The sequence below is a fragment of the Rhodococcus sp. SGAir0479 genome, assembly GCF_005484805.1.
Taxonomy (GTDB): domain Bacteria; phylum Actinomycetota; class Actinomycetes; order Mycobacteriales; family Mycobacteriaceae; genus Prescottella.
In genome coordinates, this window is sequence record NZ_CP039432.1 from 2,902,199 (window position 1) to 2,922,461 (window position 20,263).

Sequence of the window (20,263 nt, forward strand, 5' to 3'; positions counted from 1 at the left end):
CGCGTCACATGGACACGGCAGGAGACGGTACGCCGACGTAGAACGATACCGGCTGGGGCGGAGCAGGGTCAAAAGGGGCCGCCGTCCGCCGCCGTGAGGGCGTCGCCCAGGCGTTCCACCGCCCACGCGAGGTCCGCCTCCTCGATCACGAGGGGCGGCGCTATCCGGATCGTGCCCTCGTGAGCGTCCTTCGCCAGTACCCGGCGCGCCAGCAACCGCTCGCAGATCACCCGTGCCGGCGGCTCGCCCGCGGCCAGCTCGACACCGGCCCACAGTCCGCGCCCGCGCACCTGCGCGACCCGGCCGGCCGGCAGTTGCCGTAGCTCACGGTGGAGGAAGTCGCCCAGGTCGCGGCTGCGGCGCTGGTAGACGCCGGTCTCGAGCAGCCGGACGACCGCGCTGCCGAGCGCGCACGCCAACGGGTTGCCGCCGAAGGTGCTGCCGTGCTGACCCGGGCGGAGAACGTCCATGACGTCGCGGTCCGCCGCCACCGCGGACACGGGCACGATCCCGCCGCCCAGCGCCTTGCCGAGGATGTAGACGTCGGGCACGACTTGCTCGTGGTCGCACGCGAACGTGTACCCGGTGCGGCCCAGGCCGCTCTGGATCTCGTCGGCGAGCATGAGAACGTCACGGTCGTCGCACAGACGGCGCACCCCGGCGAGATAGCCGTCGGGAGGTACCCGCACGCCGGCCTCGCCCTGGATCGGTTCGACCAGCACCGCCACCGTACGGTCGGTGATCGCGTCGGCCAGCCGGTCGAGATCGCCGTACTCGACCGAGACGAACCCGGGCGGGAACGGACCGAAGCCGTCCCGGGCGTCCGGATCGGTCGAGAACCCGACGATCCCGATGGTGCGGCCGTGGAAGTTCCCGGTGAACGTGACGACCTCGGCGCGGTCGGCGGGCACACCCTTGACCTCGTACCCCCACTTGCGCGCCAGTTTGAGCGCGGTCTCCACGGCCTCGGCGCCGGTGTTCATCGGCAGCACGGCATCCTTGCCGCACAGACGGGCGACGTCGGCGCAGAACGTGGCGAACCGGTCGTGCTGGAACGCCCGGCTCGTCAGCGTCAGCCGCCCGATCTGCTCGCGCGCCACCTCGACCAGCTCGGGGTGCGCGTGCCCGAAGTTCAGCGCCGAGTACCCGGCGAGCACGTCGAGATAGTCGACGCCGTCGACTCCCCGCACCCAGGCGCCCCGCCCCGAGGTGATCACCACCGGGAGCGGACTGTAGTTGTGCGCACTGTGCGCCTCGCCGCGGTCGAGTTCGGCCGCGGTGGCGGCCGTGACCGGGACGAGCTCGGTATCGAGACGATCTCCCGCCGGCATGGAATCTGCCCCTCCCGCCTGGCGCCGGGCGCCACTGGACTTCGGGTCAGGCCAGTATCCGCCGACCCACCCTCGGCGGCAATGGTTCTCGTCCCGACACCCGTGTGCCCCGACGGCTCTCCTCCGTCGGGGCACACGATTCGGACGTAGTGCGGAAGCTACGCCCAGCTGTTGGCAGCGGCGGTGTTCACCTGCTGCATGTCCGCGTTGCCCTGGCCGACCACGCGGCCGACGGCGTCGAGGATCTGGTTGAGTTCGAGCGCCGCCGAGTCCCACTTGGCCTGCTGCGCCTGGTAGGCCTCCGACGCCGAGCCCTCCCACTCCGCGACCATCGGCGCGATGTGGGTCTTGAGGTCGTCCAGCTTGCCGTTCATCTGAGCCTGGATCGAGTCGATCCGAAGCTTGAGCGCTTCGATCTGCCCGAACGAGTAACGCATGGTCATGACTGCTCCTGTCCGTACTGGAATGATCTGGAATTCAGGCGAGCGGAATCAGATGTTGAGGCTGCTCGCGACGTTGGTGAGCGAGCTCGTGTGGTCCTGCTGAGCGGTGTCGTACGAGACACTGTTGGACTTGATGTTCTCGCTGATCGCGTCGAGCGCCTGGCCCAGCTTGTTCGCGCTGGCGTCCCAACGCTCCATGAGGCTGTGGAACGCGATGGCCGCGGAGCCCTCCCAACCGCCGCGGATCCCGTCCACCTCACCCTTGAGGGTGCTCAGCAGACCCTGGATTTCCGTCCGCACATCGCTGACGCGACGCGAGGTGGCCTCCATGGTCTCGACGGTGGTCCTCATCTGATCGCTCACTTCGACTCCTTTGGATGCATCCCGACGCCCACGGCACCGGATCTCGCTTCCGCGTCCCGCCCCACCGATGCCCCCCAGGGACTCGCCGCAGTCAGTTCGCGCCTACATGTGGTTTGACGCACTCGGGCGTCGATTCGGTTCCCTCGCTTCCGGATCTTTTTCCGGACCCTGCACTGGTACCGCGGCGGCTCAGTACGCCCGGACCACGACACTGCGGATCGCCTGCTCGCACGCGCTCGTCAGCGCGTCCCAGTCCCCGACCCGGAACTGGCAGCCCACGCTCACCTGCACGCCGTCCTCCACCAGGACGTGCCACCGCACCCGGGACCGGTCGTCCGGCGACTCCAGATACGAGACGCCCACCCGGCCCGCGACCTCGGCTGCGGGATCGAACTCGGAGAAGGGGCCGGCCGGTCCACGGTCGGCGATCCGCCGTTCCAGCGCGCGGGCGACGGTGGCGATGTCGGAGCCCGCGCCGACGGCCGTCGGGATCACGACGATCCGGCGGTCACCGGTGCCGTCGGGCGTCAGATCGAGACGGCCCGGCTCCGGTGACCGCGACCGCCACCCGGACGGCAGTTCGACACTCGCCGGACCGATCTCGAAGCGCTGCAACGTCTGGACTGCATCGACGGCAGCGGGTTCACGGTCCGGGCGGAATGCGACGGCGGCCCCCACGACCGCCGCGGCGACGACCAGCGCACCGCCCGCGCCGACCAGGACCGCACGCCCCCGCGGGCGTCGCGTCCGCACGGCCGGTGTCGGATGCGCCGGTCCGGCGTCCGCCCAGAGCCCCGATTCGACTGCCGGCGCCGCCGGACCGGCGGGCGGCTGCGGTTCGACACGGACGATGTCGTGGGCCGAGACGAATGTCACCGAACCGATTGCCCCGGAAACGATCCGGCGCAGGTCCGCATCGTCGGCGCCGGTCACCAGGACGGCGTCCACCGCCCCAGCACCCGCCACCGCCTCGATCAGACTCCCGAGCCCGGCGACGGCCGCGGGATCGTCCCGCACGTCGAGGCTGCCCGTCGTCGGAGCGATCTCGCACGCCGCGATCGTCGGGTGTCCGTCCCGGTTCCGCTCGACCAGTGTCGCGGTACACGACAGCGGCGCCAGCTCGAGCACGACCCACCGGGCGGCGCCCGCGGGAGCTCGCACTGCCTCCGCGGTCGGCACGACGGACGCGTCGCGGGCACATCGCCGCGCTGCCGACTCGAGGACCTGTCTGCGCACCGCTCCCCAGTGCGAGGGATGCACGACCTCGAGTTCGTCGACGAATTCCGATCCCTCGGTGGCACTTACGAGCGCCCTCGCGAGGGCGGCGGCAAGGACGTCCGCCGTGGGTACGCGGTGTCCGCCCACCAGCAGGTGATCGTCGTCGATGCAGTCGAGGCAGTCACGGATCGTCTCGTCGGGAACCTCCACGCTCCCCCGGCCGGTCCCGACCCGGATCGCGTCGTCGCCGAAGCACACCCGCGTCCCCGTCACAGCGACGGCAACCAGGCGAGCTGCACCAGCGACGTCCCGCGGCGGGAGACGAAGGTGCCCCGCCCGGGTGGCATCTCGCTGGGACGGACCGTGCCGATGAGGTTGCCCTCGTCCCGGCTGCCGCTCAGCACCAACCCCGCCGGCACCAGGTCCCGCATGCGGGCGATGACTGGCTCGTACAACGCACGGGACGCGCCGCCCGATCGGCGGGCGACGATCAGGTGCAGACCGAGGTCCTGTGCGTGTGCGAGGTAGTCCAGCAGTGGGGTCAGCGGATTCCCGCTCGATGTCGCGACGAGGTCGTAGTCGTCGACGACGACGTAGATCTCCGGCCCGGACCACCAGGAGCGCTCACGCAACTGCTGCTGGGTCGTGTCCGGGCCCGGCATCCGCGACGCGAGGATCCCCGCGAGGTCGGTCATCATCGTCGCGAGCGTGGTCGCCGAGGCGGCGTATCCGGCCAGGTGGTCGCCCTCGACCACCCCGAGCATGGTGCGCCGGTAATCGCCGATGATGAGCTTCGCCTGCCGGGGCGTGTTCGACTCCATCAGCCCCGCGCAGATTCCTCGCAGCAGAGTCGTCTTGCCTGATGCGCTGTCACCGAAGACGAGGAAGTGCGGCTGGTCCGCGAAATCGAGGTACACCGGAGCCAGTTCGGCCTCGTCGATCCCGATCGGCACCGCGAGACACGCAGCGTCCGGCTCCCCCGCACCGAGCCGCTGCCCGGCGGTGACGGCGAGGAGCCGGTCGCGAGGGATCCGGTCGGGCAGCATCCGTACGGCGGGGGCGGGCGGCCCGGGACGGACCACCGCGAGGTGCTCGACCGCACCGGCGACCGCGGCGCCGAGGTCGTCGGTGCGGCTCGCACCGTCCAACCGGGGCAGGGCGACCAGCAGGTGCAGCCCCTCGCGGGTGATGCCGCGCCCCGGCCGGCCACCCGGAACGAGCATCGCCTTGGCACGTCCCACGTCCGAGTCCGTCGGATCCCCGAGGCGCAGTTCGATCCTGGTGCCGAGCTGGTCCTTGAGCGCCGGCCTGATGTCGGCCCAGCGCGGCGTGGCCAACACCACGTGCACACCGAACGACAGGCCATGGCCGGCCAGGGCGGTGATCTGCGGTTCGAGTGCCTCGAAGTCCTGCCGGATGCTGGGCCAGCCGTCGACCACCAGGAAGACGTCCCCGAACCGGTCGTCGGCCGCTGGCCCGTCGGCTCCGTCGCCGCGCAGTTGCCGAAACTGCGCCATCGACTCGATGCCGAGTTCGCGGAAGCGCCGTTCGCGCTGTCGCGCGAGTGTGGTCATCTCGGCCACCGTGCGCCGCACCAGGTCCACGTCGAGGCGGTTCGCGACCGCCCCCACGTGGGGAAGCCCGGCCAGACCGGACAGGGTGCCGCCACCGAAGTCCAGGCAGTAGAACTGCACTTGCTGCGGCGAATGCCCGACGGCCATCGACATGATCAGGGTGCGCAGCAGCGTCGACTTGCCGGACTGTGGACCGCCCACGACGGCGACGTTGCCGGTCGAACCGGCCAGGTCGGCGACCAACAGGTCGCGGCGCTGGTCGAACGGACGGTCGACCACACCGATCGGAGCCCGCAGCGTACTGACGGCGGGCACCGGCCCCGTGAGCGCGGAGGCCGGCACGATCCGGTCGAGGGCGGGGGCGGCGTCGAGCGGCGGCAGCCACACCTCGTGGGCCGCCGGGCCGCGGCCGCGGATCCGGTGGACGAGGACCTCGAGCACGGACCGCGGATCGGTGTCCGCCTCCGGTGCCGGTGCCGGCTCCGGCTCGAGCGGCCTCACCTGCTGTTCGATCGCGGGCACCGAGACCGGTGTCGCCGTGAACGCGCGGGGCCGCAGGTCGACGTCCGGCGCCGCCCCTTCCGTGGATCGGTGACCACTCTCGGTCTCGTAGGGTCCGGAGACGTACGACGCCTGGAAGCGCACGATCTCGGCGGAGTCGCACTTGAGGTAGCCGGCGCCGGGCGACGCGGGCAGGTGGTAGGCGTCCGGCACGCCCAGGACGGTGCGAGACTCGTTGGCCGAGAACGTCTTGAGGCCGATGCGATACGACAGGTGACTGTCGAGGCCCCGCAGCTTGCCCTCCTCGAGCCGCTGGCTGGCCAGCAGCAGGTGCATGTGCAGCGACCGTCCGAGCCGGCCGATGGCGACGAACAGGTCCGCGAACTCGGGTTGCTGGCTGAGCAACTCGGAGAACTCGTCGACCACGATGAACAGAGCGGGCAGCGGAGCCAGGTCGGCGCCCGCGCTGCGCGCCCTCTCGTACTCGGTGACGTTCGCGAAGTTGCCGGCGGCCCGGAGCAGTTCCTGCCGCCGGTTCATCTCGCCGGCGAGCGCGTCCTTCATGCGGTCGACCATCGCGAGCTCCTCGGCGAGATTGGTGATGACCGCGGCGACGTGCGGCGCGTCGTCGAGGCCGAGGAAGGTCGCACCGCCCTTGAAGTCGACGAGGACGAGATTGAGGGCCTCCGGCGAATGCGTCGCCAGGAGTCCGAGCACGAGCGTGCGGAGGAACTCGGACTTGCCGGAGCCGGTGGCGCCGATGCACAGACCGTGCGGGCCCATGCCGTTCTCGGCCGCCTCCTTGAGGTCCAACTCGACGGGACTGCCGTCCACACCGACCCCGATCGGTACCCGCAGCCGGTCCCGTCCGTGGCGCGGCATCCACGCGCGTGCGGGATCGAACGCGCCGACGTCCCCGAGCCCGAGCAGCCTGCTCCATCCGGCCGCGACGGGTGCTCCGTCCTCGCTGCCCGGCTCCGTGGCCGTGCGCGGGGCGATCCGGTAGGGAGCCAGCCGCCGTGCCGCGGACGTCGCATCCCGGACGGTGAGGACGTCCGCGGTCGCGAACGTCTCCGTGCCGGCACCACTGCGGGCGCCGAGGGCACCGTCCGAGGTCACGAGTTGCAGTCCGCGGGTGGCCGCGAGGCGCGGGCAGTAACCACTCAGGTCGACCACCGTGACCGAGTCCAGCCCGCCGTCGGTGATCGCGCCGCTGTCACCGTCCAGGATCCCGCCGTCCACCACGACGACGAACTGCGCCACGCCCGCCGTGGGCGGAGCGCTGCGGGAGAACCGTCCGCGCATCGAGAAGTGCTGCCCGAGTGACGATTCGAGCTCGAGCGCGGATCCGTACACCATCCGGGCCGTCCCCACCCCGTCGCGGGTGTCCGGGTGCTGCGCGTGCGGTAGCCACTTGACCCACTCCCACTCGGACGCGGTGTCGGGTCCGCACACCACCGCGACGCGAACGTGATCGGGGCCGTGGAAGGTGCACAGTTGCACCAGCATCGACCGGACGAGCCCGCGTGCGTCGGACCGGTCGCCGTCGATCGAGACGGCCGCGAACCCGCGCAGCGAGACCGCGGTGGGCAGGTCCGCGACCACCGAGTGCGCGCGCACGAACCGCCGCAACGACACCGCGGAGACGGGCTCGAGGTCCTCGACCGGTCCGGTCTCCGGCGGGACCAGTCGGGTCGCGAGTCGCTGACTGCCCCGGCCGACGCGGACGTGGCAGTAATCGGGGTCGGCGGTCCGGCGTTCCCACATGCGGACCGTCCCGGCGAGGGTCCACAGCGCGCCGGGGTCCGGGTGACTCCACTCGAGCGCGGTGCGCTGGTCCCGGCCGGTCTCGATCGCGTCGCGGCGCAACTGGTCGAGGTAGCGCAGGTAGTCCTTGCGATCCTCGTCGGCCTCCGCCGCTTTGGCGCCCCCGCCCCGCCCGCCGCCGACCAGCATTCCGAGCATCGACACCATCATCATGACCGGGAACAGCAACGACATCGGGTTGCTCGCCATGCCCGACGTGAACATCAGCGCGACCATGCCCACCATCGCCGCGACCATCACGAGTGGGAGCAGCTTGGTGAACAGGCTCCCGGGCGTGACCCGGGGGATCTCGGGCGGCGTCTGGAGCCCGACCTCGCCACCCGGTGTACGCGGAGCCTCCCGGCGCGCCCGGCGCACGAAATGCACGGTCCCCATTGCTGCCACCCCCACAAGAACGCCGGTCACTCCCCCGGGCGGCCGCGTGGACCGCACCGAGTTGCCCCCCACAGGCTTCGAACTCGCGAAACGCAACCTACCGCACGATCCCGTCACCGCACTCGTTGGAGGTCTGTCCGGGGAAGCCGGTAAAGTGCCGGTGATTCGAAGCGAGGGGCGCGGGTGGGGACCGGCGCCGCGGAAGATCCGGGGGGATGATCGTGACGGTTGTCGATACCGAACGTGCAGTGAGCGGCGACGCGCGGCCACGCGGTCCGGCCGATCTCGTCAGGCTCACGGTGCTGGCGCCGCACACGCAGATCGACCTCGCGTTGCCGCACTCCGTACCCGTGGATCTCCTGATCCCCGGCATCGCCGATCTGGTCCGAAAGCACAGCGCGGCCAACGATTTCGATGCCGCTCGGGAGCCCACGGAACCGGTCCGCTGGGCCCTGTCGCGGGTGGGGGCACCACCGCTCGATCCGTCGTTGAGCCTGCGGGACCACGGCGTACTCGACGGTGAGCTGCTCGTCTTCGACGACGTCGCCGCCAGTCCCCCGCCGCCGCTGTTCGACGACATCATGTACAACGTGGCCGTCGCCGAGACGGGGCACGCGCACCCGTGGAATCCGCGTACGGCTCGACTGACCGGCTCCGTACTCGCCGTGGCCGCCTCCGTGTCCGCCTCGCTCGCGCTGGCGCAGGTCGACGGTACGGTCGCGGCACTCGTCGCGGCGGGTTGCGCATTGCTGGCGCTCGTGGCACTTCTCGTCGCCTGCGCCGTCGTGACCCGGGTGTACGGCGACGCCGGCACCGGGGTCACCCTCGGCTCGGCAGCCCTGCCGCTCGCCTTCGTCGCGGGCGTGCAACTCGTGCCGGGCGAGCGCGGCGCACCGCACCTCCTGCTGGGGCTCGTGGCTTTCGGTGCCGCGGCGGTGCTGGCGTTACGCGCGTCGGGAACGGGACAGGCAGTGTTCGGCGGCGCGGTCACCGTGTCGCTGTTCGGGGCGGCGGCGGCGTCGGGCGCGACACTCACCGATCAGCCGGTGCGGACGGTCGGCGCGCTGCTGGCCGGCGCGGCTCTCGTCGGGCTCGCCTGCGCACCCCGCGTCGCGATCATGCTCGCGAAGCTTCCGTTGCCGCCCGTCCCGGCGCCGGGGACGCCCGTCGATCCCGCCGAGGACGACCCCGACGACTCCCGCCGCCTGCCGTCGTTCGAATCGGTCGCGGCGCGCGCGGACCGGGCCCGCCGACTCCTCACCGGTCTGGTCTCGGCCACGACCCTGCTCATCGGGTTCGGCGTCCTCGCCGCGGCATACCCGCAGTCCGGCACCGGAATCTACTGGCCGGGTACGGCTTTGGCCGTCGCGGCGGCGACCGTGCTGATGTTCCGCGGCCGCACCTACACGGCGGCGCAGCAGGCCGTCCCGCTCGTCGGGGGTGGCGGCGCGATTCTCGTGCTCCTCTGCGCGATGACGGCGGTGGCGGTGCCCTCCGCGGCGTTCGGGGTGTTCGCCGTGGCAGCCTCGACCGTCGTCGCGGCGCTGGTTCTCGGTATCACCGCTCCGCGCACGGCCTTCTCCCCCGTGCAGCGCCGCGCCGCCGAACTCGTCGACTACGCCGCGATCGCGAGTGTGGTACCGCTGGCGTGCTGGGTGTCCGGCCTGTTCGCGGCTGTCCGCGGGCTGTGAGCGCCCCGGCACTGCGCGCGCTGCGTGCCGGTCTGGCAGCGGCGGTCGTCGTCCTGACGGCGTCACTCGGGGCGGGAGTGGCCGGCGGCGCCGTCCCGCCGCCCGTCGATCCCGGTCGGCTGCCGCCACCCACGCGCCCGGCGCCGTTGGCTCCCACCGAGCAGCGCAATGCGTGTGCGGTCACCGAGCCGATGCCCGACAGTCCCGACGTCCCGCTCCCGCAGCGCACCATGGATTTCACGTCGGTGTGGCCGCTGTCGCGCGGGCAGGGTCAGACCGTCGCGGTGATCGACACCGGCGTCACGCGTCATCCGCGGCTGCCCGGCCTGACGGCGGGCGGCGACTACGTCTCCGACGGGGACGGTATCGGCGACTGCGACGCGCACGGCACGGTTGTCGCGGGGCTCATCGCCGCGGGGCCGGTTGCCGGTTCCGGATTCGCGGGTGGGGCCCCGGACGCGCGGATCGTCACGATCCGGCAGTCCAGCGCGAACTTCTCCGAGAGTCGGCGCCGGGACGACCCGAACGACGTGCAGAACTCCACCGGCTACGGCAACACCCAGACGATGGCGATGGCCGTCCGACAGGCCGCGGATCTGGGGGCCACCGTCATCAACATCTCCGAGGTGGCGTGCCGGTCGGCGGCGGACGGGATCGGCGACGGATCACTCGGTGCCGCGGTGCAGTATGCGGCCACCGTGCGCGACGCCGTGGTGGTCGCGGCCGCCGGAAACTATCGCTCCGGAGGGTGCACGGTGCAGAACCCGCCGCGCGATCCCGTGAATCCCGCAGCGGACCCGTGGGATTCGGTGGCGATGATCGCGACCCCGGCCTGGTACGACGACTACGTGCTCACGGTCGGATCGGTGAACCCCGACGGTTCCGCGTCGGAGTTCAGCCTCGGCGGACCGTGGGTCGACGTCGCCGCGCCCGGCACAGGGATCGTCTCGCTCAGTCCCGACGGGCGGGGGCAGACCCGGAGTTGGACGACGGGGCAGGGCGAGCAGCGGTCCTTCGACGGGACGAGTTTCGCGGCGCCGCTCGTGTCGGCGACCGCTGCGCTGGTGCGCGCCCGGCATCCGCAGCTGACGGCTCGGGAGGTGATCGAACGGATCGAGTCCACCGCGCACGCCCCGGCCGAGGGGTGGAATCCGTTCGTCGGGCACGGGGTGGTCGACCCTGCGGCGGCGCTGACGGCCGATCTGCCGCTCCGGCCGGTCACGACGGCAACCGCGCAGTCGGTACCGATCCCTGCGCCGACGCCCGACCCGACGCCGGACACGCGACCGCGCACGGTGGCGCTGTCCGCGACGGCGGGCGTCGTCGTGGTGTCGGTGGTCGGGGTGGCCCTCACGGAGGCACTGCGGCGGCGCCGCACGGGGTGACCGCGGCGGCTGCGGGCTAGTTTCCGGATGCGACGGGCGCGGCGTTGTCGTCGGATGCCACGCCGTCGTGCGCGACGAGTGCCTCGGGCCGTCCGAGTACGGGCCCGGGCGCGAGGAGTTCGACCATGCGCCAGGGCGCCGGGGATCCTGCCCCGTCGAATCCGAGTGCCTTGGCGGCGTCGGGGTTTCCGACGCCGTACCGGACACCGGTGTCGGCCACGAAGAACAGCCCGCCCTTGCGGGAGCTTCCGGTTTCGAGTCCGGTCGTCTGCACGAGTCCGCCACTGCCCGGGCGGACGTACACGGTGTCGGCGTTGTCGCCGCCGCCGTCGGCCTGCGCGAGACGGACCGGGCGCCCGTCCTCGGGGATGGGCAGCGCGCGGCCGGCCGACACGGTCAGTTCGGCATCGACGCGCCCCGACTCGTCGCCCTCGGCAGACGTTTTCGGGGTCCACGTGAGGCAGCCGACCGGTTCGTCAGGGGCGTCGACGATGCGGGGCGGGGCACTGGGGAAGGAGTCGACGTCCAGTTCGTGCGCGGTGGGTGCCTGCGCGAGCGCGTCCGGGGCGACCGCCGGCACCTCGGACAGTCCCTGGGAGTCGGAGAACTGCACGAGGACGGCGGTCGCTTCGCTGACTTCCTGTACGCCGCCGCGCAGCACCACGTAGTAGCGGGTGTCGTCACCGCGCTTGACCTTGACGACGGATCCGACTGTGCGTCCGGCGATCTCGTAGGGTGGCACCGTTCCGACGTCCGGTATCCGGGGCGCCTCGATCGGCACCGTCTCGGGTACGGCGTCGAGCAGTCCCCGGCTGATCGGACGTGCCTGGGCGCCCTCGAGTCCGAGCGCCCGAGTGACGGCCCGATCGGCGAGGTCCACCGGCGCCCGATGCCCGTCGTAGACGAGGTAGGTCACATCGGAGTGGGCGACGAGCAGGGCCTCCCCGGCACGGAGCGGGCCGACGTGCTCGCTCCACGCGGGCTCGCCGACGACGACGGTCGTTGTCGCCGAGCCGGTTCGGTTCGAATCGGCCGTGTCGCACACGGTCCACGGTTGTCCGGCGGCACCGGCACCCGACGGTAGAGCGGACGGCGCGCCGGGAATCCCGACCAGGGCGCCGCGGGGTCGCGCATCGATCTCGGACTCGGCGACCATCACCGGCTTCGCCGGCTCGCCCACGATCAGTCGCGCCGACGCCAGGTTGAGGACCGGGTGGAGGGTGTCGTCGATGTCGACGAACATTGCGCCGGAGTCCTTTCCGACGACGATCGACGCGTTTCCGATCTTGTCCTGCGGCCGGATCAGCGCGAGCGCAGCGCACGCTGCGAGGCCGAGACACGCGACGACCGCACCCACCGCCAGCGCCCGCGACTGCGAGCGCATGGGGTCGTGCAGCATCCGCACGTCACGGCGGACGAGTGCGTGCTCCATCCGCCGGACGAGAAACCGGTATCCACTGACCTGCCATCGTGTCGTCGGCTGTGCCGGCATGTCCCCTCCCCCAGGATGCGCACTTTCCCTCCCCCATGAGGCGTGCGCCACGACCCCACACAGTACAGTTCGCGGTGACGCACTCTGCGGCGGACGACGAGTCCGCCTGGTTCAGGTATCGGGGAGGAACCGTGGACCACTTTCGTGCCGGACGCCGTCCGTATCGGGCCGCCGTCACCGTGACCACCGTCGTCGTGGCGCAACTGCTGGCGGCCGGGATCTGCCTGCTGGGGTTGTGGGCCGGCCTGCCGCTGTGGGCCGCGGGCCCGCCGGCGCTGGTCGTCGGCGCGGCGATGTTCGTTCGGATCGGTGGCCGCCCGCCCGTCGCGTGGATGCTGGCCGCGTGGCGGTTCGCGCTCGATCGCCGGCCCGGGATCGGGGAGGGAACCGACTTCCGGGCGCCCGGCGAGACGGTCGGGCTCCGGTGGATCGACGGCCAGGTCCTCGCGGTCGTCGAGTTGCTGCCGGCTCCGCGGGGCGGTTGGTCCCGCGTCGACCGGGACACGTGCGCATCACCGGACCGGGTGCCGCTCGCGGCACTGGCGCGCTGCCTGGAACAGAACGACGTGACCCTCAGCGGCATCGACGTCGTCAGCCACGGCAGCCGGTCGGTCGCGGGGACTGCGGCCGCCGACGTGTACGACGCACTGGTCGGCCCACTGCCGGCCGCGGCCCGCCGGACCGTGTGGGTGGTGCTGCGCTTCGATCCGTCGACGAACGGTGCGTCGGTCGCGCGTCGCGGCGGCGGCACGGACGGCGCATCGCGCACGGTTGCCGTCGCCGCCCGCCGGGTGGTGCGCACCCTCGCCGACGGCGGGTGTCGCGCCCGGATCCTGTCGGCGGCGGAGATCGAGTCGGCGTGCGCGCGCATCTGCCGCGGCGTCCACCCGGACACGATGCGCCGGCAGTGGGATCACGTTCCGCTCGCCGGCGCGTTCGACGTCGGCAACGCCGTGGACCCACGCCACCTGTCCCGCGCACTGCTGACCGGGCTGTGGTCGGTGCCCGGTCTCGCGACGACGACGGCCGTGCGCCTACGTCCGGGCCGCGCCGCGGACGAGGTCCGGGTCGGGGTGTCCTTCCGCCGCACCACACCCGCGGCGGCGCCGCGCCTGAAGGTGCGCGGCCTGATCTCCGCACAGGGCACGCATCGGGAGTCGCTTCTGGCCCACCTGCCCGCGTCCTCCCCGCATCTCGACGATCTCGTCCCGTTCGGCGACATCACGGCCGACCGCCTCGACACCTTCGGTCTGGTGGCGGTGGGGTGTGGACAACTCATCGGTTCCGACGGCGACGGGAAGGCCGTGACCGCACGGATCGCGGGGCCCGGGGTCACCGAGGTCCACATCGCGGGCGAGCACTACCTGGCGCGGCAGGTCGTCTTCCGTGCGGTCGCGACGGGCTCCCGGGTCCTCGTCCTGACCGACCGTCCGCACGCCTGGGCGGAATTGGTCGACGCGGTCCGGGCCCCGATGCGCCTGCGCCTGGGCGCCGGGTCGTCCTGGACCGAAACGGGCTTCGACACCGTCGTCGTCGACGGGGTACCCGTTCCGCCGTCGCGCGCCGGCGTGACCACCGTCCACGTGCACCGCGAGCCCGGCACCCTGCCCCGGACCACGCCCACCGTGTCGATCGTGCAGCCGGGCGCCTGCGGCGATCACGTGGTCCTGGCCGCCGGCGGGGAGCGGATCGATCTGACGCTCGTGACCATCGCAGCGGAGACGGCGTTCGTCGGCCGGCCCGTCGGCGCGGCGCCTCGGCCGGTCGCCGCGCGCTGAACCGTCAGCCCGGATACGGCGTGTGCGCGCGCTGTGCCCGGACGGCACCGGCCCACCACGCCAGTTGCGTGAGCATCCGGCCGGCGGCGTCGTTCGCCGCGCCGTCCTGGGGGTCGAAGTGCTTGCGCGCCTGATGGAAGCTGACCGACTCGCGCACCGAAACCATGTGCAGTTCCGCCACCACCTGCCGTAACTGCTCGACCGCGCGCAATCCCCCGGACATCCCGCCGTACGCGACGAAGCCGACGGGCTTGGCCCGCCACTGGTGTTTGACGGTGTCGAACGCCGTCTTGAGCGCCGCCGGATAGCCGTGGTTGTACTCGCTCGTCACCACGACGAACGCGTCCGCGCGCCCGATCCGGTCGGTGAAGGAATCCACCTCGGGGGTGCGCGAAAGATCCTGCGGCAGAGAAGCGTCGGCGAGGTCGAGCACTGCGGTGTCGAATTCCTCGCGCGCGCCGGCCCGTTCGACGAGCCAGTCCACCACGACGGGCGCGAACCGCCCGACGCGGACGCTTCCGACGATCACCTCGAGACGCAGCGGCCGGTCCGGTTCCATCGACAGTCTCCCTTCCGCACCGATCCCAGGAACCGATCCTAGGGCGCAGGGTCAGAGCCCGCGGGTCAGCAGGATCGCCAGTTCCTGGTACGCCTCCGCGTCGTCCAGACCCGTTGCCTCCGCCGTCGACCGCTGCTGGATGCGCACCATCGCGGCGGCCGCGACGTCGCCCACGAAGGCGGCGTGCGCGTCCCGCAACTCCCCCGCCTCGACGCCCTCGGTGATCAGTTCCTGGACGCGCCGCGCCGCGAACCGCGTGTTGCGCTCGTACACCTCGCGTGCCGCCGCGTCCGCCGCGAGGTCCTCCATGAACCGCGCCGACGCGGGCCGCAACTGTTCGCCGACCGCCTCGAGATACACGCGGATCCGCTCCCGCGCGCCCACCGCACCGGACAGGCCGGCCTCGACCTTCTCGGTGGCGCCGCGGAAGAAGTGCACGGTGGCACGGCGGACGAGCTGGTCCTTGCTGTCGGCGAGGCGGTACAACGTGGACTTCGAGCAGTGCAGCCGCGCGGCCAGATCGTCGAGAGTGAAGTGCGCGAACCCCTCGGCGAGGATCAGGGCCACCAGCTCGTCGAACAACGCGAGCTGTCGTGCCGTCGTCCTCGCCGCAGTTGCCATACGGGAAACGGTACTGCAGTATCGCTCCCAGTACTACTTTCCGACTCGTCGATCCGCGAGGAGACCACCGTGCCCGTCGAACGCCTGCTACCCACCCAGGAAGCCCACGACCTCATCGAGCTGACTCGCGACGTCGCCGACAAGGTACTGGCGCCCATCGTCGACGAGCACGAGAAGAACGAGACCTTCCCGGACGGCGTCTTCCCCGCTCTCGGACGCGCCGGGCTGCTGAGCCTGCCGTACCCGGAGGAGTTCGGCGGCGGCAACCAGCCCTACGAGGTCTACCTGCAGGTTCTCGAGGAGATCGCGGCGCGGTGGGCGGCTGTGGGGGTCGCGACCAGCGTGCACAGCCTGTCCTGCTTCGCCCTCGCCACTCACGGCACCGACGAGCAGAAGGCGAAGTGGCTGCCGGACATGCTCGGCGGCGAGACGATCGGCGCCTACAGCCTCTCGGAACCACAGGCCGGGTCCGACGCGGCGGCGCTGACGTGCCGGGCCACCGAGGTCGACGGCGGCTTCCGCATCAACGGCAGCAAGGCGTGGATCACCAACGGCGGCCGTGCCGACTTCTACACGTTGTTCGCGCGGACCAGCGATGACGGCTCCCGCGGAATCTCGTGTTTCCTCGTGCCCCGGGACACCGACGGTCTGAGCTTCGGCAAGCCCGAGGAGAAGATGGGTCTGCGAGCGGTGCCCACCACCGCGGCACACTACGACGACGCGTTCGTCCCCGCCGAACGGCTCATCGGAGCGACCGGTCAGGGTCTGCCCATCGCGTTCAGCGCCCTCGATTCCGGACGCCTGGGTATCGCGGCGGTCGCCGTGGGGCTCGCCCAGGGTGCACTGGACGACGCCGTCGCCTATGCCAAGGAGCGCAAGGCTTTCGGGAAGCGAATCATCGACCACCAGGGTCTGGGCTTCGTCCTCGCCGACATGGCCGCAGCGGTCGACTCCGCCCGCGCCACCTACATCGACGCGGCCCGTCGCCGCGACGCCGGACTCCCCTACTCGCGCAACGCCTCCGTCGCGAAACTCGTCGCGACGGACGCCGCCATGAAGGTCACCACCGATGCGGTACAGGTCTTCGGCGGCTACGGCTACACCCAGGACTTCCCCGTCGAGCGGTACATGCGCGAAGCGAAGATCACCCAGATCTTCGAGGGCACCAACCAGATCCAGCGACTCGTCATCGCCCGCCAGCTCGCCGGCTGAACCGGACGAGAGGCCGTGGGACGGTCCCGGGCGCCGTCAGAGGTGCGCGGTGACCGTCACCACGGCCAGCCAGATCAGTAGGATCACCTTCACCAGCTCGAACGCGACGTACAGCAGATGGGCTCGTGACCGGGGTAGCTCCTCGCCCGCCAGGATGCGATCCGAGCGGCGCGTCAACGGCGGGCGGATCCCGGCGACCTGGATCGCCAGCACGATTGTCAACGCGGCCAGCAGGTTTCGCACGCCGGCACTCGGAGTTTCGTCGGCCGCGAGCGTCGCGACCCACAGTGCGACCAGGACGACGATCTCGACGAGGTTCAACGCGCGGAACACGAGCCGGCCGATGCCCAGACCGATCGCGATGGTGACACCGGGCGCCCGGAACTTGAGGGGCGCCTCCAGGAACGAGATCGCGAACACCGTCCCGAGCCAGAACGCCGGCGCGAGAACCTCGACGGCGAGCCACAATTCGTTCATCGTCGAGATCCTCGGTCGTGGGGAGGCCCGATCATCGGTCCTGCAGCTCGGGCCCGTTCGAGCTCGAGGCTACCCGCCGCAGCAGCCGCCGGTGCCCGGTTCGACTGCCGTGCGCATCTCCCGCGTCGCCGCGTTGCGGGCGGCGAGGTCCTCGTCGGCCGGATAGTCGACGCGGACCAGCGACAGCCCGTGTGCCGGCGCGACCGCCACCGCACTGGCGCGTTCGCGCTCCGCGAGCAGTCCCGCCATCCAGTCGACGGTGCGACGGCCCTCTCCGACGGCGAGCGCGGCCCCGACGAGGCTGCGAACCATCGACCAGCAGAACGCGTCGGCGGTGACGTGGGCGGTGAGGATGTACCCGCGGTCGGGAGCGGAGCCTGCGGAGCGCGCCTCGGACACGGTCCAGTCGAAGCGCTGCAACTCCCGGACCGTCGTCGCTCCCTCGCGGCGTTTGCAGAAGGCGGCGAAGTCGTGCAGCCCGAGCAGCCGCGACGACGCCTCCCGCATCGCGTCGACGTCGACATGCTTGGGCCACGCGACGGTGTCCCGGGCGCGGAGCGGCTCGGCGCCGTACGGCGCCGTCGTCAGCCGGTATTCGTAGTGCCGCCGGATCGCGGAGAACCGCGCGTCGAAGTGCTCGGGGGCGAACGAGACGTGCTCGACGCGAACGTCCTTCGGCAGGAACCGGGCGAGCCGGCGCACCAGACGCGACGGGTCCTCCGGGACGGCATCGGCCGGGACGTCCACGTGGGCGACCTGGCCGCTCGCATGGACACCGGCGTCGGTGCGGCCCGCGACCGTCAGGAGTACGGGGGTGCGGACGATCGCGCCGAGCTTCTCCTCGATCTCCCCGCACACCGTGCGGCGGCCGGGCTGACGGGCCCAGCCGGAGAAGTCGGTGCCGTCGTAGGAGATGTCGAGCCGCAACCGAGCGAACCCGCCGTCCCCGGAGGGAACGGCGGGTTCGTTCGATGCGGCAGCATGCACACTGCGTGCCGAAACCAAGTGGACTAGTCCTTCTTGGCCTCGTCGGCGTCGGCTGCGGTCGCGGTCTCGTCCTCGACACCCTCGACCACGGCGTCGGCGTTCTCGACCTCGGCCTCGGTGGCCTCGGCCTCGACGGCCTCGACGACGTTCTCGGCGTCGTCACCGGCAGCCGGAGCAGCCTGCGACGCGGCGACGCGACGAGCGCGGTCCGCCTCGGAGGTGACCGTCTTCTCCTGAACGAGCTCGATGATCGCCATCGGCGCGTTGTCGCCCTTGCGGGGAACGGTCTTGATGATGCGGGTGTAGCCACCCTCGCGGTCGGCGTAGAACGGACCGATTTCCGCGAACAGGCTGTGCACGACGTCCTTGTTGCGGATGACCTTGAGAACCTCGCGACGGTCGGCCAGGGTTCCACCCTTGGCCTTGGTCACGAGCTTCTCGGCGTACGGACGCAGGGCCTTGGCCTTGGCCTCCGTGGTGGTGATTCGGCCGTGCTCGAAGAGAGCGGTCGCCAGGTTGGCGAAGATCGCCTTCTGGTGCGACGCCGACCCGCCGAAGCGGGCACCCTTCTTGGGCTTGGGCATTGGAGCTCCTCTGGGGCTCGCCCAGCACATTTGCCCATGTGCCGGGTGATACGGGTTACAGCTGTTCGGTCTCGGCGTAGTCCTGGTCGGTGCCGTCAGCGTCGCTGAAGGAACCGGCGTCGGTGTCGCTCCACGTACCGGTGGCGGCGTCGTAGCCGGCAACGGTCGTCGGATCGAAGGACGCAGGGCTGTCCTTGAGGGCGAGGCCGAGCGAATGCAGCTTGACCTTGACCTCGTCGATGGACTTCTGTCCGAAATTGCGGATGTCGAGCAGATCGGACTCCGTGCGTGCCACGAGCTCACCGACGGTGTGAACACCCTCGCGCTTGAGGCAGTTGTAGGAACGGACCGTCAGGTCCAGGTCCTCGATGGGGAGTCCGAAGGACGCGATGTGATCGGCCTCGGCGGGCGAGGGTCCGATCTCGATGCCTTCTGCTTCGACGTTCAGCTCACGGGCGAGGCCGAAGAGCTCAACCAGGGTCTTGCCCGCAGAAGCGAGCGCATCCCGTGCGGTGATGGAGTTCTTGGTCTCCACGTCGAGGATCAACCGATCGAAGTCGGTGCGCTGCTCGACGCGGGTCGCTTCCACCTTGTAGGTGACCTTGAGCACCGGCGAGTAGATCGAGTCGACCGGGATACGGCCGATCTCGGCGCCGGACGCCTTGTTCTGGACGGCGGGGACGTAGCCGCGACCGCGCTCGACGACGAGCTCGATCTCCAGCTTGCCCTTGTCGTTCAGGGTGGCGATGTGCAGATCCGGGTTGTTGACCGTGACACCTGCCGGCGGAACGATGTCGCCAGCAGTCACGACCCCGGGGCCCTGCTTGCGGACGTACATGGTGACCGGCTCGTCCTCTTCGGAGCTCACGACCAGGCCCTTGAGGTTCAGGATGATGTCGGTGACGTCTTCCTTCACCCCGGGGACGGTGGTGAACTCGTGCAGGACGCCGTCGATGCGGATGCTGGTGACAGCAGCGCCGGGAATCGACGACAGCAGGGTGCGGCGCAGCGAATTGCCGAGGGTGTACCCGAAGCCTGGCTCGAGGGGCTCGATGACGAACTTCGAGCGGTTGTCAGCGATGACCTCTTCGGTCAGCGTGGGTCGCTGAGAAATGAGCATTGGATTTCCTCCTGTACGGGCGTCCGCCATATGACGCCCACGATGGGAAAGGCCTGGGGCCCGGGAGCGGTCGTTACCGGCCACTCCCGGGCATTACGCCTTACTTCGAGTAGAACTCGACGATGAGCTGCTCCTGCAGCGGAACCTCGATCTGCGCACGCTCGGGGAGCTGGTGCACCAGGATGCGGAGGCGTCCACCGACGACCTGCAGCCAGCCCGGGATCGGGCGATCGCCCTGGGTCTCACGGGCGATCTGGAACGGCAGGGTCGCCAGCGACTTCTCGCGGACATCGATGATGTCGTACTGCGAGACGCGGTAGCTGGGGATGTCGACCTTCTTGTTGTTCACGAGAAGGTGACCGTGCGTGACGAGCTGACGCGCCTGGCGGCGGGTACGAGCGAGTCCGGCGCGGTACACGACGTTGTCGAGACGCGACTCCAGGATCTGGAGCAGGTTCTCACCGGTCTTACCGGGACGGGTGACCGCCTCCTGGTAGTAGCGGCGGAACTGCTTCTCCATGACGCCGTAGGTGAAGCGAGCCTTCTGCTTCTCCTGCAGCTGGAGCAGGTACTCGCTCTCCTTGATCCGCGCGCGGCCGTGCTGGCCGGGCGGGTAGGGACGCCGCTCGAATGCCTGGTCGCCTCCGACGAGGTCGACGCGCAAACGACGCGACTTGCGGGTGATGGGTCCGGTATAACGTGCCATGTTCTTCTACCTATCCTTC

At 71.0% G+C, this 20,263-nt stretch carries 17 protein-coding genes; 4 read left to right on the forward strand and 13 right to left on the reverse strand.

Features of this window, described 5'->3' with window-relative positions:
- Nucleotides 1-68: 68 nt before the first annotated feature.
- From rocD to eccCa, 5 genes are all read right to left on the reverse strand, one after another.
- The gene (gene rocD / locus E7742_RS13590) at nt 69-1,331 is read right to left on the reverse strand and encodes an ornithine--oxo-acid transaminase (RefSeq protein ID WP_137799426.1); all 1,263 of its coding nucleotides are present in this window, start codon (nt 1,329-1,331) and stop codon (nt 69-71) included.
- Nucleotides 1,332-1,489: 158 nt separating this feature from the next.
- The gene (locus tag E7742_RS13595) at nt 1,490-1,774 is read right to left on the reverse strand and encodes a WXG100 family type VII secretion target (RefSeq protein ID WP_175420486.1); all 285 of its coding nucleotides are present in this window, start codon (nt 1,772-1,774) and stop codon (nt 1,490-1,492) included.
- Between the two features lie 48 nt (nt 1,775-1,822).
- A complete protein-coding gene (locus tag E7742_RS13600) occupies nt 1,823-2,137 on the reverse strand; it encodes a WXG100 family type VII secretion target (protein WP_137799427.1) in 315 nt (104 codons plus the stop codon).
- Between the two features lie 189 nt (nt 2,138-2,326).
- The gene (locus E7742_RS13605; RefSeq protein ID WP_175420487.1) at nt 2,327-3,628 is read right to left on the reverse strand and encodes a type VII secretion-associated protein; all 1,302 of its coding nucleotides are present in this window, start codon (nt 3,626-3,628) and stop codon (nt 2,327-2,329) included.
- The gene (eccCa, locus tag E7742_RS13610) at nt 3,625-7,632 is read right to left on the reverse strand and encodes a type VII secretion protein EccCa (protein WP_137799429.1); all 4,008 of its coding nucleotides are present in this window, start codon (nt 7,630-7,632) and stop codon (nt 3,625-3,627) included. Before eccCa ends, E7742_RS13605 begins: the two co-directional genes overlap by 4 nt.
- Before the next feature lie 221 nt (nt 7,633-7,853).
- On the opposite strand from eccCa, the gene eccD reads away from it, so the two are divergent.
- Nucleotides 7,854-9,323, forward strand: coding sequence for a type VII secretion integral membrane protein EccD (gene eccD, locus E7742_RS13615; RefSeq protein WP_254699003.1), 1,470 nt, complete (start codon nt 7,854-7,856; stop codon nt 9,321-9,323).
- Entirely contained in the window at nt 9,320-10,708 is a 1,389-nt protein-coding gene (gene mycP, locus E7742_RS13620; protein WP_254699004.1) for a type VII secretion-associated serine protease mycosin, read from the forward strand. Before eccD ends, mycP begins: the two co-directional genes overlap by 4 nt.
- 16 nt (nt 10,709-10,724) lie before the next feature.
- Here mycP and eccB read toward each other — a convergent pair whose 3' ends face one another.
- The gene (eccB, locus tag E7742_RS13625) at nt 10,725-12,200 is read right to left on the reverse strand and encodes a type VII secretion protein EccB (RefSeq protein WP_137799432.1); all 1,476 of its coding nucleotides are present in this window, start codon (nt 12,198-12,200) and stop codon (nt 10,725-10,727) included.
- Between the two features lie 131 nt (nt 12,201-12,331).
- Here eccB and eccE point away from each other — a divergent pair, with 131 nt between their 5' ends.
- Complete coding sequence (eccE, locus tag E7742_RS13630; RefSeq protein ID WP_137799433.1) at nt 12,332-13,978, forward strand: type VII secretion protein EccE; 1,647 nt, start codon at nt 12,332-12,334, stop codon at nt 13,976-13,978.
- 4 nt (nt 13,979-13,982) lie between these two features.
- Here eccE and E7742_RS13635 read toward each other — a convergent pair whose 3' ends face one another.
- Together E7742_RS13635 and E7742_RS13640 are read right to left on the reverse strand one after the other, a co-directional pair.
- Complete coding sequence (locus E7742_RS13635; RefSeq protein WP_137799434.1) at nt 13,983-14,537, reverse strand: NADPH-dependent FMN reductase; 555 nt, start codon at nt 14,535-14,537, stop codon at nt 13,983-13,985.
- Nucleotides 14,538-14,588: 51 nt separating this feature from the next.
- Entirely contained in the window at nt 14,589-15,158 is a 570-nt protein-coding gene (locus tag E7742_RS13640) for a TetR/AcrR family transcriptional regulator (RefSeq protein WP_137799435.1), read from the reverse strand.
- 69 nt (nt 15,159-15,227) lie between these two features.
- Between E7742_RS13640 and E7742_RS13645 the strand changes: the two genes are divergently transcribed.
- Complete coding sequence (locus E7742_RS13645) at nt 15,228-16,370, forward strand: acyl-CoA dehydrogenase family protein (RefSeq protein WP_137799436.1); 1,143 nt, start codon at nt 15,228-15,230, stop codon at nt 16,368-16,370.
- A gap of 36 nt (nt 16,371-16,406) precedes the next feature.
- Here E7742_RS13645 and E7742_RS13650 read toward each other — a convergent pair whose 3' ends face one another.
- The 5 genes from E7742_RS13650 to rpsD all read right to left on the reverse strand — a co-directional run bounded on the left by E7742_RS13650 (nt 16,407) and on the right by rpsD (nt 20,244).
- Nucleotides 16,407-16,847 carry a hypothetical protein gene (locus E7742_RS13650; protein ID WP_137799437.1) on the reverse strand — a complete coding sequence of 147 codons (441 nt, stop codon included), beginning with the start codon at nt 16,845-16,847 and terminating at the stop codon, nt 16,407-16,409.
- Nucleotides 16,848-16,916: 69 nt separating this feature from the next.
- Entirely contained in the window at nt 16,917-17,774 is an 858-nt protein-coding gene (gene truA / locus E7742_RS13655; protein ID WP_137801209.1) for a tRNA pseudouridine(38-40) synthase TruA, read from the reverse strand.
- An 83-nt stretch (nt 17,775-17,857) separates the two neighbouring features.
- Entirely contained in the window at nt 17,858-18,418 is a 561-nt protein-coding gene (gene rplQ / locus E7742_RS13660; protein WP_137799438.1) for a 50S ribosomal protein L17, read from the reverse strand.
- Between the two features lie 55 nt (nt 18,419-18,473).
- Nucleotides 18,474-19,538, reverse strand: a complete 1,065-nt coding sequence (locus E7742_RS13665) for a DNA-directed RNA polymerase subunit alpha (protein ID WP_137799439.1) — start codon at nt 19,536-19,538, stop codon at nt 18,474-18,476.
- A 100-nt stretch (nt 19,539-19,638) separates the two neighbouring features.
- On the reverse strand, nt 19,639-20,244 hold the full coding sequence (gene rpsD / locus E7742_RS13670; RefSeq protein WP_137799440.1) for a 30S ribosomal protein S4: 606 nt from the start codon (nt 20,242-20,244) through the stop codon (nt 19,639-19,641).
- Nucleotides 20,245-20,263: the final 19 nt, after the last annotated feature.

Excerpts from the sequence above, each read along its gene's own strand:
- rocD (WP_137799426.1), bottom strand. The coding sequence starts at position 1,331 with ATGCCGGCGGGAGATCGTCTCGATACCGAGCTCGTCCCGGTCACGGCC.
- E7742_RS13595 (WP_175420486.1), bottom strand. The coding sequence starts at position 1,774 with ATGACCATGCGTTACTCGTTCGGGCAGATCGAAGCGCTCAAGCTTCGG.
- eccCa (WP_137799429.1), bottom strand. The coding sequence starts at position 7,632 with ATGGGGACCGTGCATTTCGTGCGCCGGGCGCGCCGGGAGGCTCCGCGT.
- eccB (WP_137799432.1), bottom strand. The coding sequence starts at position 12,200 with ATGCCGGCACAGCCGACGACACGATGGCAGGTCAGTGGATACCGGTTT.
- E7742_RS13635 (WP_137799434.1), bottom strand. The coding sequence starts at position 14,537 with ATGGAACCGGACCGGCCGCTGCGTCTCGAGGTGATCGTCGGAAGCGTC.
- E7742_RS13640 (WP_137799435.1), bottom strand. The coding sequence starts at position 15,158 with ATGGCAACTGCGGCGAGGACGACGGCACGACAGCTCGCGTTGTTCGAC.
- E7742_RS13650 (WP_137799437.1), bottom strand. The coding sequence starts at position 16,847 with ATGAACGAATTGTGGCTCGCCGTCGAGGTTCTCGCGCCGGCGTTCTGG.
- rplQ (WP_137799438.1), bottom strand. The coding sequence starts at position 18,418 with ATGCCCAAGCCCAAGAAGGGTGCCCGCTTCGGCGGGTCGGCGTCGCAC.
- E7742_RS13665 (WP_137799439.1), bottom strand. The coding sequence starts at position 19,538 with ATGCTCATTTCTCAGCGACCCACGCTGACCGAAGAGGTCATCGCTGAC.
- rpsD (WP_137799440.1), bottom strand. The coding sequence starts at position 20,244 with ATGGCACGTTATACCGGACCCATCACCCGCAAGTCGCGTCGTTTGCGC.